Source organism: Streptomyces sp. GbtcB7 (assembly GCF_019091445.1).
GTDB lineage: Bacteria > Actinomycetota > Actinomycetes > Streptomycetales > Streptomycetaceae > Streptomyces > Streptomyces mirabilis.
The window spans coordinates 229,077-244,496 of record NZ_JAGXJM010000014.1 but is presented as its reverse complement, the minus strand read 5'-3'; the positions used below and the strand labels follow the sequence as shown (position 1 = coordinate 244,496).

The following is a 15,420-nucleotide window of genomic DNA, read 5'->3' as shown; positions in this document are numbered from 1 at the left end:
ACTCGGAGAATCGATCCCACGGCCCCACCTGCGGGCCGCGGAAGATCGGCGATCTGGGACGGCACCCTACCCGGCGGTACCCCGACCAGAAACCCTCGGGTTTCCGGCGGTAAGGCGACGCCTGCGCCACAGCACCAGCGGCACCGCGCCAGCCAGCCCGAGCGCGCCCGGAGCGGCCGCGCTGAGGTTCTGGTCGAAGGTGTCGGGAATCGGCAGCGTGTCCCAGCGGGTGGGCGGCCAGGCGATCACGATGGCGCGGCCGACGACATTGCCCACCGGCACGAAGCCCTGGTGATCGTCCTGCTGGTGATAGCGCGAGTCCAGCGAGTTCTGCCGGTGGTCACCCATGACCCAGATTTTGCCCTTGGGTACCGTCACCTTGAACTGGCCGCCCTGGTCGTCGACGCTGCACGGGGTGTTCCCGGCGTAGACGTACGAGTCCTCGTTCAGTGCCTTGCCGTTGACCGTCAGCGGGCCGGTGCCCTTGCACTCGATCGTGTCACCGGCGACGCCGATGACCCGCTTGATGAGGTCCTTCTCGTTGGCCGACGGCATCAGGCCGATCTTGCTGAGGAACGTCTGCACGGCGTTCGGGTTGGGCGTGGGCTCGCCCGCCAGCCAGTTGTCGGGGTCGTGGAAGACGACGACCTCGCCGCGCGAGGGCTCCGAACCGAACCACGGGGTGAGCTTGTCGACCAGGACCCGGTCGCCCTGTTGAAGGGTGTTCTGCATCGAGTCCGAGGGAATCGAGAACGCCTGGACCAGGAAGGTCTTGATCAGCAGCGCGAGAACGAGCGCGATACCGATGAGGAGCGGGAGTTCCTTCCAGAAGGAACGTGGCTTCTTGGGCTTCGGCTCCTGCTCGCCCTGCTCCTTCGTACCGCCGCCGCCGTCCCCGGAGTCACTCCCGGAGCCCGTGACGTCGGTCGTGGCCGGGGTGGCCGATCCGTCGGGTCGCTCCGGCTGCTCCTCGGGGCCATCGTGTCCGGATCGTGCGCCGACCGCCAAATCCCCCACATCCACTCCTCACTCCGTGCCGCCGCCTGCGCCGGATCCGGCGCAGGCCCACCACTCCCATAACGAGCGGGAGTTCCGCAGGGCTCGGGAGCGGGATCAATCGATTGAGATCCGCGGACGCCACCCTATGCGACTGGCCGAGGGCGGTTGCCGACCCGCTCGGCACGGACGCGAACGTGTCCGGTTCCTTCAGACGGGTCCAGTGCCCGAAGGGCCAGGCGATGACCATGGCTCTGCCGACGACCGAACTCTCGGAGACGGTCCCGCCGTACTTCTCGGTGCGGTGGTAGCGGGAGTCGGCCGAGTTGGCTCGATGGTCGCCCATCACCCAGAGACGGCCCTTGGGCACGGTCTCTTCGAAGGGGAAGTCCGACGGCTTGTTCCCTGCTTGGATGTACGGCTCGTTGAGCGGCATGCCGTTGACGGTCACGCGCCCTTGGGTGTCGCAGCACTTCACGGTGTCGCCGCCGACCGCGACGACCCGCTTGATGAGGTCCTTGTCGTTGTCGGAGGGCAGCAGACCGATGGCCGTCAGGCCCTCTTTGACCTGCTTGACGACGACGGGGTCGTTCTTCTTGGTGGTCTTCTCCCCGGCCAGCCAGTTGCCGGGGTCCTTGAAGACGACGACGTCGCCGCGCTGGGGCTTGGAGCCGAACCATGGCGTGAACTTGTCGACGAGCACACGGTCGCCGATCTGGATCGTGTTCTCCATGGAGCCCGACGGGATCACGAAGGCCTGGACGAGGAAGGTCTTGAGTACCAGGGCTATGAGCACCGCGACGCCCACGAGGAGGGGTATCTCCTTGATCGCGGAGCGCCGTCGGCGCCGCTTGACCTTGCGCTGGAGCTTGCGGCGCTCGGCACGGCCGGGCCGTGCGGCGCCGCCTGCGGCGCGCCGGGTGCCGGTGGGCAGCAGGTTGTCGGCGGCGTGGTCGGAGACCCCACGTGGCCTGCCGCGGTTACCCATGGACACCGTCCGCGGTGGGCACACGCGCGTAGGCGGCGGCACGCTGCAGCCGGGTCCAGTGGCCCGCGGGCCAGGCGATCCAGTCGGCCCTGCCGATCACATCACCGACGGGGATCATGCCGCCGCCGGGAGACCCCAGGTGGTCGCGGGAGTCGCTCGAGTCGCTGCGGTGGTCTCCGAGGAGGAACAGGCTGCCGGTGGGCACCACGACGTCGAAGGAGACGTCGGACGGGCTGTCCCCCGGGTACAGAAACGTCGACTCGTCGACCGACCGGCCGTTCACCTCGAGCCTCCCGTCCTTGTCGCAGCAGACCACGCGGTCTCCCCCCACACCGACGACGCGTTTGACGTAGTCGGCGTTCCCGAAATAGCCAGTGCCGTCGAACACGACGACATCGCCCCGCCGCGGCTCAGCACCAAAACGGTACGCCAACTTATTTACGAGAACGCGGTCCCCGATCCTCAATCCGCGCTCCATCGAGCTGCTGGGAATCTCGAACGGCTGCACCACGAAGTTGCTGAACAGCACCAGGAACAGCAGACAGACCAGCACGGTCAGAGTGATCCGCCCACCTGGGAGCCAGTCAGCGGCCCGGGCCACCAACGCGAAACGCGACCGTCCCTCCGGCCCCTCGACGTCCGAGATGTCCTCGGACTCAGTGGGGCGGGAGGAGCGGTCGCGCTCCGTGTGCTGTGCTTCGGTGTCCATCGGAGCCAGATGTTATCCGGCGTCCATGTGAACCCCTTCGCGAGCTCAGTTGTCGCGCTTCTCCTTGATCTTCGCGGCCTTGCCGCGCAGGTCACGCAGGTAGTACAGCTTCGCGCGACGCACGTCACCACGGGTGACGAGCTCGATCTTCTCGACGATCGGGGTGTGCACCGGGAAGGTACGCTCGACACCGACCGAGAAGGAGACCTTGCGGACCGTGAAGGTCTCGCGGACACCGGCGCCCTGGCGGCGGATGACTACGCCCTTGAACTGCTGCACACGGGAGCGGTTGCCCTCGATGACGCGGACGTGGACGTTGACGGTGTCACCCGGGCGGAAGGCCGGGATGTCGCTGCGCAGCGACGCGCTGTCGACGGAGTCGAGCAGGTGAGACATTTCGTCTGCTTTCTTCGCTGATGCCACAGGTCATCAACGGGAGCTAGTTTTCCAAGAGGGTGCCGCCGCGTCGGGACGGGCGTCGTGTCCCCCTGTGGCAGGGGCGCCCGGTGTACGCAGACAACAGCGGCCTATTCTTCCACGGCCTCTGGTCTGCGCCAAAATCGACCGTCGGGTTCCGGCTGCCAGCCCAGGATCGAGAGCATTTCGCGGTCCTTCTTGTCGAAGACGGAAGGGTCGCAGCGCTCGATGAGGTCGGGCCGGTTCGCCGCCGTACGACGCAGGGCCTCGTCGCGGCGCCAGCGGGCGATCTTCCCGTGGTGACCGCTGACCAGCACGTCGGGGATCTCGCGGCCGCGCCACGCCGGGGGCTTGGTGTAGACGGGCCCCTCCAGGAGGTTGGCCATGGCGCCGGGGGCGAACGAGTCGTCCCGGTGGGACTCGGCGTTGCCGAGGACACCCGGCAGCAGCCGCGCCACGGCCTCCGTGACGACGAGTACGGCCGCCTCTCCGCCGGCGAGTACGTAGTCGCCGATGGACACCTCGTAGACGGGCATCCGGGTCGCGTATTCGTCGATGACCCTGCGGTCGATGCCCTCGTAGCGGGCGGGCGTGAAGACCAGCCAGGGGCGCTCGGAGAGCTCGACGGCGAGTTCCTGGGTGAAGGGGCGTCCGCTCGGCGTGGGCACGACCAGGACGGGCCCGTGGGAGCCGGTCTCATAGCCGTCGGCCAGGACGGAGTCCAGGGCGTCGCCCCAGGGCTCGGTCTTCATGACCATGCCGGGGCCGCCGCCGTACGGGGTGTCGTCGACCGTGTTGTGGCGGTCGTAGGTCCACTCCCGAAGGTCGTGCACGTGCACGTTCAGCTGCCCACGCGCGCGTGCCTTGCCGACGAGCGAGACGTTGAGGGGTTCCAGGTACTCGGGGAAGATCGTGACGACGTCGAGCCGCATCAGGCGTCGGCCCCCGAGGAGTCCTCGTCGTCCTTGGAGGAGGCGATTTCCGTGTCCCTGGAGGAGTCGATTTCCGCCCGGTCGTCGATCAGGCCCGGCGGCGGGTCGATGACGGCCCGCTGCTCGTCCAGGTCGATCTCGGTGACGATCTCCTCGACGAAGGGGATCAAGACCTCGGTCCCGTCGGGCCGCTCGACCACGAACAGGTCCTGCGAGGGCAGATGGGAGATCTCCGTGATCCGTCCGACCTCCATCCCGTCCTTGGTGACCACGTCCAGGTCCATCAGCTGGTGGTCGTAGTACTCGTCCGGGTCCTCGGGCTGCTCGTCCGGGTCGACCTCGGCGATCAGGAGGGTGTTGCGCAGCGCCTCGGCGGCGTTCCGGTCGCGTACGCCCGCGAAGCGCAGCAGGAGACGGCCGCTGTGCACCCGGCCGGTCTCGATGGTCAGCGGTCCGGCGGAGGCCGGATCGGTGAGCAGGACGGCGCCGGGCCCGAGCCTGAGTTCCGGCTCGTCCGTACGGACCTCCACGGTGACCTCGCCCTTGATGCCGTGGGCGCGGCCGACGCGAGCGACTACCAGCTGCACTGTGCTTGATCTCCTGTCGATGTACCTACGGCATGGGGTCGGGGACGACTACGGGCCGGGGACGGCTCGAAAGCCCTCCCCGGCCCGAGCCGGTGCTGCCTGTTACGTCAGCGGACGTGGTCCACGTCGACGAGGTCGACGCGGACACCTCGGCCGCCGATGGCACCCACGACGGTCCGCAGAGCGCGGGCGGTACGGCCGTTGCGGCCGATCACCTTGCCGAGGTCGTCGGGGTGCACCCGGACCTCGAGAACGCGCCCACGGCGCAGGTCGCGCGAAGCGACCTGCACATCGTCGGGGTTGTCGACAATGCCCTTCACGAGGTGCTCGAGAGCCTCCTCGAGCATGCTCAGGCCTCGGTCGACTCAGACGAAGAAGACGCGGCCGGGGCCTCGTCCTTCTTCTCAGCCTTCTTCTTCTGGGTGATGGCCTCACCCTTGCCCTCGTCGTCGCCGCCCAGGGCGTCGAACGACGGGCGCGTCGCCTTCGGCTCGGCCACGAGCAGCGGAGCAGGGGCGGGCTCGCCCTTGAACTTCTGCCAGTCGCCGGTCAGCTTCAGGATGGCGAGAACGGGCTCGGTCGGCTGCGCGCCGACACCCAGCCAGTACTGCGCGCGGTCCGAGTCGACCTCGATGCGCGAGGGGTTCTGCACCGGGTGGTACAGACCGATCTCCTCGATGGCCCGACCATCACGGCGGGTACGGGAGTCGGCGACGACGATGCGGTAGTGAGGCGAACGGATCTTGCCCAGACGCTTCAGCTTGATCTTGACTGCCACGGAAGTGGTGTCTCCTGGTCTTGACGTGGTTGGGCACGGCGAGATGGCCGCGTGGGGTTGCGGTACCCGAGTGCCCGATGGACGCGTCAGCCGGAGGAGAGAGGGGTCCTGTGCGGCTGTCGAGTACAGCTAGCTATTGTGCCACACCCTGGCGGGTCGCCTTCACGGGGCAGCGTGCGGTGACCCCCGGCGCCGGATGCCCGGCACCGGGGGTCACCGCCGAGGTCGGCAGCGCGCCCGGCTCGGACCGGGTGCCGCCGCGCGGGGCTGACTCCGACTGAGTACGGCTGCCACGAGCAGCCGTCCGCTCAGCTCGCCGCGGCGCCCACTACCTCGGGGATGCGGAACGGCTTCCCGCATCCTCCGCACACGATCGGCGCCTGCGCCAGCACGGACGGAACCACCCGTACGTTGCGGCCGCAGTCGCACACCGCCTTGACGCGGACGCCTCCCCCGGAGGAGCCGTGCCGGGCGGCCGGGCCCCGGAACGAGCGGGCCGTGTCCGCGGCGGTCGCGGCGGTGTGTGCCTTGAGGGCGCGTTGCAGCCGCTCGATCGTCGGGCGGTAGCGCCGCTTCGCCTCGGGGTTGAGCGTGACCAAGGAGAAGCCACTGCTGGGGTGCGGCTCCTCCGGGTGGTCGAGGCCCAGCTCTTCGGCGATGGCGAGGAATCTGCGGTTGTGGTACCGGCCGGCGCGCGAAGTGTCGCGGACTCCGCGGGCGGCGGCGATGCCATGGACTGCCTCATGCAGCAGTCGTTCGAAGGAGAGTTCGTGCCCGCAGGCGGACGACGACTCTCCGATCAGGGACTCTGGCGCGGCAAGATCGGGCAGTTCGGGGTGGTGCCGCTGAATGTCGGCCCACGCCCCTGCCAGCTCTGCGGCGAGAACAGGTGGTGTCGTGCTCACGTAATGACAACGAGCCGGGGGGCCTCTGTGTTCCTATTCCGGGGCATCCCAAATAATTTGCACGTACCCGTCAGTTGCCGCTGATGCGTCCGGACGAGGGCGGGTGCGCTGATCTGCGGAGAAGCCTCACAGCTCGCACCAAGCCGGTACGTAGTAACGCGTACGCCCCGGCGCGTAGACGGTGTCCGCGCGCCGGGGCCCCTGTGGTCATCAGATGCGCAAGAGGCGTTTCGGCCTCCCTGCGGGCCTACTCAGTAAGCGCGCGCGACGACCGCGACGTTACCGGGTGCGTCGTCGGTGTCGGGCACCGACCCGTCCTCGGCGACCAGACACCGTACGGTCACGGAGTGCTCGGCGAGCTCGGCCTCGCCCTCTTCTCCGAGGTCGGCCCACGGAATGCGCGCCCAGCCGCCGGCGGTGGCCGTCTCGACGGCCTCCTGGATCGTCGACACCTCCGCGGTGCGGGACTCCCTGCGCTCACGCGACTGCTTCAGAAGCAGCGCCTGGTCCTCTTCGAGGACGGTGGGGAGCAGTTCCACCAGAGCGTCGATGGCGACGGGCTCCTTGCCGCCGGGGATACGGCGAGCCAGCATCGCGGTGCCGTTCTCCAGGTCACGGGGACCGACCTCGACGCGGACGGGGACGCCCTTGAGCTCCCAGTCGACGGCGCGCCGCCCGAACGGGACGTCGGTGCGGTCGTCCACGTGGACGCGTACACCCGCCGCCTTCAACCGGTCGCCGATTTCGCGGACCTTGGCCAGAACCGCCTCGTCCCCCTTGATCGCGAGGACGACTGCCTGGATCTGGGCGAGCCGCGGCGGGACGCGCAGTCCGTTGTCGTCGCCGTGCATCATCACCAGGGCGCCGATCATGCGGGTCGTCGAGCCCCAGGAGGTCTGCCAGACCAGCTCCTGCTTGCCTTCCTTCGACAGGTACCGGGTGTTGAAGGCCTTGGCGAAGTTCTGGCCCAGCTCGTGGCTGGTGGCCATCTGGAGGGCCTTGCCGTCGCCCATCATGCCTTCGAGCGTGAGGGTGTTGATGGCACCCGCGAAGCGCTCCTTGACGGTCTTGCGGCCGGGGACGACATCCATGCCGAGGACGTTCAGCATGAAGTCCTCGTACACCTGGCGGTGGATGTGCGCGGCGAAGTCGCGGGCGTCCTCGTACGTGGCGTGCGCGGTGTGGCCCTCCTGCCAGAGGAACTCGGACGTACGCAGGAAGAGGCGGGGCCGCAGCTCCCAACGGACCACGTTCGCCCACTGGTTGATCAGCAGCGGCAGGTCGCGGTAGCTCTGCACCCACTTCGAGAAGTAGTCGTTGATGATCATCTCGGAGGTGGGTCGGACGACCGCGGGCTCCTCGAGCTCCTTGCCGCCGCCGTGCGTGACCACCGCGAGCTCCGGTGCGAAGCCCTCGACGTGGTCGGCCTCCTTGGTGAGGTACGACTGCGGGATCAGCAACGGGAAGTACGCGTTCTGGGTACCCGTCTCCTTGATGCGGGCGTCCATCTCCGCCTGCATCCGCTCCCACAGCCCGTACCCGTACGGTCGGATGACCATGGAGCCGCGCACCGGTCCGTTGTCGGCCAGTTCGGCCTTGGCGATCAGATCCTGGTACCAGCGCGGGAAGTCGTCCGCCTGGGGCGTGAGAACGGGTGCCTTTGCCATGGCGCGATGGTACGGGCACACGTTGCCAGCATGTGAATTCTTGTGCCGCGCGCGGACAGCGCGCAAGCAGCGCGCCACAACCCCTGGACGGCGCGACGAGTGCGGAGTTACCTGACATACGGGGGAAGAGCGAGCGCACTGCACGGGGGCAAGGGAAACGGGGCGCAGCGGCAACTCTCGGCGGATTGGGGCGCTTTCGATGACACCTACGCTCGTGCGGCATCACCTACCTCACGCGGCTGCGCCGCCCCGGGTGGATCCGTGTGCACGCGCGCGTGACTGGGCCGAGATCCAGGAGCGGATGCTGGTGCCGCTCTACGAAGCCGTCTACGAGCGGCTCGAAGTGGGCGCCGGGACGCGGGTCCTCGGCCTGCGCTGCGGTACGGGGCTGGCCCTTCTGATGGCGGCCTCCCGGGGAGCGGCGGTGACCGGCGTCGACTCCTCTTCACCCGAGCGGGTGGCGCTCGCGCGGGAACGGTTACTGCCGGACGGGTGGGGCACACGCGCGCGTGCCGACGCCCGGATCGTGGAGGGGTCCCCCTCGGACCTCGCCGACCCGACGGCGGCCGCGTACACGCTGGTGACCGCGTTCGAGCCGATCGGGTGCGCGCCGGGGGACGCCGAGGAACTCGGGAAGCTGCTGTCGGCGGCGACTCCGCTCGCCGAGCGGGGGGCGGCCGTGGTGCTGGTCGGATGGGGGCCGCCGGAGCGGTGTGCCACGTGCGCGGTGCTGCCGGGCGAGGGGTGCGGGCAGGCTCCTCGCCGGGACGACCTGGAGGAGGTGGCCCAGCGGGCCGGGCTCCGGCCGGACGGGTCCGGGCGGGTGGCGTGTCCCTTCGGGTACGCGGACGTGGAGAGCGCGGTGCGGGGGTTGTTGTCGACCGGGCTGTTCGACGCGGCGGTCGGTGCGACGGATGTGGTGCAGGTCGGCAAGGAGCTGACGGAGGCGCTGCATCCGTATCAGCGTGGGGACGGCACGGTGTGGATGCCGAACGTCTTCAGGTACCTGATCGCACGCACGGGCTGAGGTCGCCGGGTCTACGCCCCCGCCGCCCCTACCCGTCCCGTCCCTGGGGGCTCCGCCCCCAGACCCCCGCAAAAGATTGCGCGGTTCCCCGCGCCCCCAAGAAGGGGCGCGGTGAACCGCGCGAGCAACCGGAGTCTCACACCTCCTCCTTCTTCACGCGTGTCACGCCCGCGATCCGGTATGCCTGTGCCTCCTCCAGCGTCTCGTTCGCGAGGAGGGCCTCCGCGAGGGCGTTCAGTTGGTCCCGGTGGTCGCGGAGCTTCTGGCACGCCTCCTCGTAGCACTCGTCGACGATGCGCCGCATCTCGTGGTCGATGGAGTCGAGCGTGGCCGGCGCGGCGGCGAGGCCGTAGGCCTGCTGGGCGTCGTTCGGGAGGGCGGAGAGGCGGCCGACCCGTTCGCTCATGCCCCAGCGGGCGACCATGCCGCGAACGACGTTGGTGACCTGTTCGAGGTCGTTCTCGGAGCCGGTCGTGACGACTCCGTAGACGACGTGTTCGGCGGCCATGCCCCCCAGGGCACCGATGATCCGACCGCGCAGGTACTCCTCGGTGTACGAGTACCGGTCGGTGTCCGGTGTCGAGAGCGTGACGCCCAGCGCGCGCCCGCGCGGGACGATGGTGATCTTGCGAACCGGGTCGGCACCCGGCTGCAGCATGCCGAGAAGGGCGTGGCCGCTCTCGTGGTACGCGGTCCGGCGGCGCTCCTCGTAGGGCATCACCAGGGAACGCTCCGCACCGAGCTGCACCTTCTCCAGCGCCTCGGAGAGGTCCGGCGGCGCCACCTCGTCCTGCTTGCGCTTGACGGCGAGCAGCGCCGCCTCGTTGGCGAGGTTGGCCAGATCCGCACCGGTCATGCCCGGCGTCGTGCGGGCCACCTGGGCCAGGTCCACTTCCGGGGACAGCGGGATCTCGCGGGTGTGGATCCGCAGGATCGCCTCACGGCCACGGCGGTCGGGGGGCGCGACGTTGACGATCCGGTCGAAGCGGCCGGGGCGGGTCAGCGCCGGGTCCAGGATGTCCGCACGGTTCGTCGCCGCGATGACGATGACGCCCTCGAAGCCAGAGAAGCCGTCCATTTCGGTGAGGATCTGGTTCAGGGTCTGCTCGCGCTCATCGTGGCCGCCCATCGCCGAGCCTCCGGCCCGGGACCGCCCGATGGTGTCGATCTCGTCGATGAAGATGATCGAAGGGGCCACTTTTCGGGCCTCGGCGAAGAGTTCCCGGACCCGGGACGCGCCCACGCCCACGATCATCTCGATGAACTCCGATGCCGAGGCCGAGAAGAACGGAACGCCCGCCTCCCCCGCCACGGCGCGCGCGAGCAGGGTCTTTCCCGTGCCGGGCGCACCCGCGAGGAGCACACCGCGCGGCATCTTCGCGCCCATCTTGCGGTACTCGTCCGGATTCTTGAGGAAGTCGACGATGTCGTTCAGTTCGCCCTCGACCTCGTCGATTCCGGCCACGTCGGCGAAGGTCGTGCGCTGGGCGCCGGGCATCAGTTCGACTGGTTTCGGGGGTGCCTTGCGGCCGAGCATGCCGCCCGGGCCTCCGATGCCCGCCCGCAGCCGCCGGGCGAAGAACATCCACAGCAGTACCAGGAGCACGATCGGGGCCAGGGAGATCAGCAGGTTGGAGAGGAAGCTGCGCTGCTGGACCACTGGTGAGGCGGTCACCGTGACCTGGTGTTTCTCCAGGTTCTGCCAGAGCTTGTCGTCCGCGAAGGACGGGCGCTGGGTCTTGAACTTGGTGTACTTCCCGCCGCCGTCCGGATTGGCCTGGGCTGTCTTGAGCTGGCCCTGGATCGCGTCGCCCTTGGAGTAGATCTTGGTGATGTTGTCGTTGTCGACCTGCTTGCTGAACTCCGTGTACGAGATCGTCGGCTCGGTGCCCTCGTTGAAGAAGGACAGCACCAGAAGGGCGACCACGAACACGACCAGGACGGCGACGACGAGGCCGATCCAGCCCCCGGGCATCTTCCTTCTCCCGGAGGGCGGACCGGTCGAGTCCGGTGGCGTTCCCTCGGTACGCCACGGCTGGTCGGGGTCCTTGCGCGGCGGCACAGGGTTACTCATATTAGGACGTTACGACACGAAATACTCGCCAGCATGCGCAGAAAATGCCACTGGGGGCGCCCCTCCGACGAGGGGCGCCCCCAGTGACGTACGAGAACGACCCCGTACCGAGGACCCCGTACCGAGGACCCCGTACGGAAGACCCCGTACGGAAACGAACCGTCAGCCCATGAACTTCTTGAACTCGTCCGGCAGCTCGAAGTCCTGAGCCTGCTGCCCGGCCGGCAGACCGAAGGCGCCGCCCGGCTGGGCACCGGCCTCACGGCGGGCCGCGGCCTCTTCCTCCTGCAGCTTGCGCTTCATCGGGTTGCCGGAGCGCTGCTTGCCCTTGGCCACCTTCTGCTTCTTCTTGGCTCGGCCGGGGCCGCCACCCATGCCCGGGATCCCGGGCATTCCGGGCATGCCGCCGCCCTGGGCCATGCGGGACATCATCTTGCGGGCCTCGAAGAAGCGCTCGACCAGGTTCTTGACCGCGCTGACCTCGACGCCCGAACCCTTGGCGATACGGGCGCGGCGCGAGCCGTTGATGATCGTCGGCTCCTGACGCTCGCCCGGCGTCATCGACTTGATGATGGCGGCCGTGCGGTCGACGTCGCGCTCGTCGAGGTTGTTGATCTGGTCCTTGATCTGGCCCATGCCCGGGAGCATGCCGAGCAGCTTGCTGATGCTGCCCATCTTCCTGACCTGCTCCATCTGGGCCAGGAAGTCGTCCAGGGTGAAGTCCTGGCCCTTCTTGGACGCCAGCTTGGAGGCCATCTTCTCGGCCTCTTCTTGGCTGAACGTCTTCTCCGCCTGCTCGATCAGGGTGAGCAGGTCACCCATGTCGAGGATGCGGGAGGCCATCCGGTCCGGGTGGAAGGCGTCGAAGTCGTCGAGCTTCTCGCCGTTCGACGCGAACATGATCGGCTTGCCGGTCACCGAGGCGATGGAGAGCGCGGCACCACCGCGGGCGTCACCGTCGAGCTTCGACAGGACGACGCCGTCGAAGCCGACGCCGTCACGGAAGGCCTCGGCGGTGTTGACCGCGTCCTGGCCGATCATCGCGTCGACGACGAAGAGGATCTCGTCCGGGGAGACGACGTCGCGGATGTCCGCGGCCTGCTTCATCATCTCCTGGTCGATGCCGAGGCGGCCGGCGGTGTCCACGATCACGATGTCGTGGACCTTGGTCTTCGCGAACTCCATGGAGTCCTTGGCGACCTTGACCGGGTCACCGACGCCGTTGCCCGGCTCAGGGGCGTAGACGGCCACACCGGCGCGCTCGGCGACGACGCTGAGCTGGTTCACGGCGTTCGGGCGCTGGAGGTCGGCGGCGACCAGGAGCGGGGAGTGGCCCTGGTCCTTGAGCCACTTGCCGAGCTTTCCGGCGAGCGTGGTCTTACCGGCACCCTGCAGACCCGCGAGCATGATCACGGTGGGCGGGTTCTTGGCGAACCGGAGGCGGCGGGTCTCGCCGCCGAGGATCGTGACGAGCTCGTCGTTCACGATCTTCAGGACCTGCTGGGCAGGGTTGAGGGCCTTGGAGACCTCGCTCCCGAGTGCCCGCTCCTTCACGTTCTTGATGAACGTCCGGACGACCGGCAGGGCCACATCGGCTTCGAGGAGCGCGATACGGATCTCGCGGGCCGTGGCGTCGATGTCCGCCTCGGAGAGCCGGCCTTTCCCGCGGAGGTTTTTGAAAGTCGCGCTCAGGCGGTCTGAGAGGGTATCGAACACGGTGGCGTCGGTCCTCGGAGTCGGGGGCGGTTGGGTTGCCCTCCAGGGTATCTGCCCGAAAAGGGTTGGTGTCCCCTGCCCGGTGTGAATACCCGACAGGGACCACGCTCGATGGACGGAGACAGGACCGCGAGGTCACTCCCGCGGCAGCTGCCACGAGGTCATCCCCGCAGCATCTCCTCCAGCCCACGCGCCACCGAAACCGCCTCCTCCCCCGGCAGGGGCGCGCCCTTGGGGCCGGTCACGTAGAAGGCGTCCACGGCGTTGGCGCCGAGGGTGGAGACATGCATGCTACGCACCCATACGCTCGCGTCCTCCAGGGCCCGCCCGATGCGGTGCAGCAGGCCGGGAGCGTCGTGGGCGCGGACCTCGATGACCGTCGCGTGGCGGGAGGCGGCGGAGGCGACCGTCACCCGGGGCGGCGGCGCGATCGTGCCCCGGCGGCGCGGATAGGCGGCGTCGCGCTCGGCGAGTCGGGCCGCGATGTCCAGGGAGCCGTCCAGGGAGCGCACCAGGTCGGCGCGCAGCCGGGCGGCCTGCGGCAGGGAGCCGTACTCCGCGGCGACCCGCCAGTTGAGCAGCAGCACCGAGCCCTCGACACCGTCGGGCAGGTCCAGGGCGCGCAGCTCGGCCGTGCGCACGGTCAGGCGGTGCATCGCGAGGACACCGGCGACCGCGGGGAGCACTCCGGGCTGGTCGGGCACGGCGATGAGCAGTTCCACGCCCAGGGGCTCGGGATCGCCGGCGGGCTCCTCCTCGGTGGGCGGTTCGGTCTGCGCGCGCAGTGCCAGTACGGGGCCGCCGGTGCGGAACGCCTCGATGGCGAGCCGCTCCTGCTCGGCCGTGGGCGCGGCGGCCTCGGGCTCCTCGGGGGCGTCTCCGGCGAGCACGGCGGCGACCCGTTTGACCAGGTCGGCGACGAGGGATCCGCGCCAGGAGGACCAGGCCGCGGGCCCGGTGGCCAGCGCGTCGGCCTCGGTGAGAGCGTGCAGCAGTTCGAGGGTGCTCTGCGATCCGACGGCCTCGGCGACCGAGCGGACGGTCGCCGGGTCCTCCAGGTCGCGTCGGGTCGCGGTGTCGATGAGCAGCAGGTGGTGGCGTACGAGGGTGGCGAGCACCGCCACGTCGGCGCGGTCGAAGCCGATGCGGGCGGCCACGTCCCGGGCGATGATCTCGCCGGCCACGGAGTGGTCGCCGGGCCAGCCCTTGCCGATGTCGTGCAGCAGGGCGGAGACGAGGAGGAGGTCGGGGCGGCCCACGCGGCGGGCCAGTTCGGAGGCGCGGACGGCCGTCTCGATGAGGTGGCGGTCGACGGTCCAGATGTGCACGGCGTTGCGCTGCGGGCGGCAGCGCACCCGCTCCCAGTCGGGCAGGAGCCGGGTGATCAGGCCCTCGGCCTCCAGTGCCTCCCAGACCTCGATGGTCGGGCGGCCCGAGCCGAGCAGCGTGACGAGCTGTTCCCTGGCCTCGGCGGGCCAGGGCGTGGGCAGTGGGCGCGCGACGGCGGCCATGCGCCGTACGGCGTGCAGGGAGAGCGGGAGCCCCGCCTGTGCGGCGGCGGCCGCGGCACGCAGCGGGAGTACGGGGTCTCGCTCGGGGCGTGCGGCGCGGGCGAGTACCACCTCGCCGTCCATCTCGACCACACCCTCGGCGAGCGGTGAGCGCTCCACGGCGGGCTTGGCACCGCCGCCGAGCATGGCGCGCAGCCGTGGCCGCACAGCGCGCGACTTGAGCACGCGTCCCACCTCGCGCCAGGTGACGTCACTGGCGTACGACACGACGCGCGCGGCCTCGTACACCTGGCGCAGCAGGGTGTCGGCGTCCAGGAGTCCGAGTTCGGCGGCGACCTGGTCCTGCTCCTGGAGCGCGAGGCGGTCGGTGGCACGGCCGGTGGTGAGGTGGAGGGCGTCGCGGACGTCCAGGAGCCTGCGGCGGGCGTCCGCGAGGCCCTCACGGGGCGCGTCCGCGAGCCAGGAGGCGGCGACGGCACGCAGGGCGGTGGCGTCGCGCAGGCCGCCGCGAGCCTCCTTCAGGTCCGGTTCCAGGAGGTACTGCAGCTCGCCCTGGCGTTCGGCGCGCTCGGCGCACAGCTCCTGGAGTTCGGGGAGGCGTTTCGGCGCCTGGTTGCGCCAGTCGGCGAGGACGGCCGTACGCAATCCGGCGGTGAGGCCGAGGTCGCCCGCGATGTGGCGGGCGTCCAGCAGGCCGAGCTGCACCTTGAGGTCCCCGCCCGCGGTCTTGCGTGCCTCTCCGGGCGTACGCACCGAGTGGTCGAGGGCCAGGCCCAGGTCCCAGATGGGGTACCAGATGCGGTCGGCGAGCGCGGCAACGGTGCCGGAGTCGGCGCCGTCGTGCAGGAGCAGCAGGTCGAGATCGCTGCGTGGCGAGAGTTCTCCGCGGCCGTAGCCGCCGACGGCGACGAGCGAGACGCCGCGCAGTCCCTCGGCACCCGCGCCGAACAGGCCGGTCAGCCATTCGTCCGTGAGTTCGGCGAGGGCGGCACGGCGCGGCGGCCCGGACTGCGCCCCCTCCTGGAGGAGGCGCAGCCGGGCCGCCGCATAGCCGCTGGGTCCCGAGTCCTCTGCTTCCGTACGCATCTCCGTACTCGTCACCCAGTGGCTCCT

Annotated in this window: 14 protein-coding genes; 1 reads left to right on the top strand and 13 read right to left on the bottom strand. The window is 69.7% G+C overall.

What is annotated here, in order from left to right; genetic code table 11:
* Positions 1-66 precede the first annotated feature (66 nt).
* The 10 genes from lepB (KVT44_RS24085) to proS all read right to left on the bottom strand — a co-directional run bounded on the left by lepB (KVT44_RS24085) (position 67) and on the right by proS (position 7,979).
* The gene (gene lepB, locus KVT44_RS24085; RefSeq protein ID WP_217568448.1) at positions 67-1,017 is read right to left on the bottom strand and encodes a signal peptidase I; all 951 of its coding nucleotides are present in this window, start codon (positions 1,015-1,017) and stop codon (positions 67-69) included.
* Positions 902-1,984, bottom strand: a complete 1,083-nt coding sequence (gene lepB, locus KVT44_RS24080; RefSeq protein ID WP_143687771.1) for a signal peptidase I — start codon at positions 1,982-1,984, stop codon at positions 902-904. Before lepB (KVT44_RS24080) ends, lepB (KVT44_RS24085) begins: the two co-directional genes overlap by 116 nt.
* Positions 1,977-2,693, bottom strand: coding sequence for a signal peptidase I (lepB, locus tag KVT44_RS24075; protein WP_099920454.1), 717 nt, complete (start codon positions 2,691-2,693; stop codon positions 1,977-1,979). The genes lepB (KVT44_RS24080) and lepB (KVT44_RS24075) overlap by 8 nt, the downstream gene beginning before the upstream one ends.
* 45 nt (positions 2,694-2,738) lie before the next feature.
* A complete protein-coding gene (gene rplS, locus KVT44_RS24070) occupies positions 2,739-3,089 on the bottom strand; it encodes a 50S ribosomal protein L19 (RefSeq protein WP_054235359.1) in 351 nt (116 codons plus the stop codon).
* A 131-nt stretch (positions 3,090-3,220) separates the two neighbouring features.
* Positions 3,221-4,042, bottom strand: coding sequence for a tRNA (guanosine(37)-N1)-methyltransferase TrmD (gene trmD, locus KVT44_RS24065; RefSeq protein WP_067371098.1), 822 nt, complete (start codon positions 4,040-4,042; stop codon positions 3,221-3,223).
* A complete protein-coding gene (rimM, locus tag KVT44_RS24060) occupies positions 4,042-4,629 on the bottom strand; it encodes a ribosome maturation factor RimM (protein ID WP_217568446.1) in 588 nt (195 codons plus the stop codon). The genes trmD and rimM overlap by 1 nt, the downstream gene beginning before the upstream one ends.
* Before the next feature lie 107 nt (positions 4,630-4,736).
* A complete protein-coding gene (locus KVT44_RS24055; protein ID WP_005479813.1) occupies positions 4,737-4,976 on the bottom strand; it encodes an RNA-binding protein in 240 nt (79 codons plus the stop codon).
* 2 nt (positions 4,977-4,978) lie between these two features.
* Positions 4,979-5,407 (bottom strand): 30S ribosomal protein S16, encoded by a 429-nt coding sequence (gene rpsP / locus KVT44_RS24050; protein ID WP_060901212.1) that lies wholly within the window; start codon positions 5,405-5,407, stop codon positions 4,979-4,981.
* Between the two features lie 308 nt (positions 5,408-5,715).
* Positions 5,716-6,312, bottom strand: a complete 597-nt coding sequence (locus KVT44_RS24045; protein WP_054235363.1) for a hypothetical protein — start codon at positions 6,310-6,312, stop codon at positions 5,716-5,718.
* A 251-nt stretch (positions 6,313-6,563) separates the two neighbouring features.
* Positions 6,564-7,979, bottom strand: coding sequence for a proline--tRNA ligase (gene proS, locus KVT44_RS24040; protein ID WP_099920456.1), 1,416 nt, complete (start codon positions 7,977-7,979; stop codon positions 6,564-6,566).
* A gap of 199 nt (positions 7,980-8,178) precedes the next feature.
* Here proS and KVT44_RS24035 point away from each other — a divergent pair, with 199 nt between their 5' ends.
* Positions 8,179-9,006, top strand: coding sequence for a class I SAM-dependent methyltransferase (locus KVT44_RS24035; protein ID WP_217568444.1), 828 nt, complete (start codon positions 8,179-8,181; stop codon positions 9,004-9,006).
* Between the two features lie 136 nt (positions 9,007-9,142).
* On the opposite strand, the gene ftsH is transcribed toward KVT44_RS24035, so the two are convergent.
* The 3 genes from ftsH to KVT44_RS24020 form a co-directional block, all read right to left on the bottom strand.
* Positions 9,143-11,080, bottom strand: coding sequence for an ATP-dependent zinc metalloprotease FtsH (ftsH, locus tag KVT44_RS24030; protein ID WP_190172480.1), 1,938 nt, complete (start codon positions 11,078-11,080; stop codon positions 9,143-9,145).
* 162 nt (positions 11,081-11,242) lie between these two features.
* Entirely contained in the window at positions 11,243-12,796 is a 1,554-nt protein-coding gene (ffh, locus tag KVT44_RS24025) for a signal recognition particle protein (RefSeq protein ID WP_060901216.1), read from the bottom strand.
* Positions 12,797-12,957: 161 nt separating this feature from the next.
* Positions 12,958-15,408 (bottom strand): [protein-PII] uridylyltransferase, encoded by a 2,451-nt coding sequence (locus tag KVT44_RS24020; protein WP_099920459.1) that lies wholly within the window; start codon positions 15,406-15,408, stop codon positions 12,958-12,960.
* Positions 15,409-15,420 lie beyond the last annotated feature (12 nt).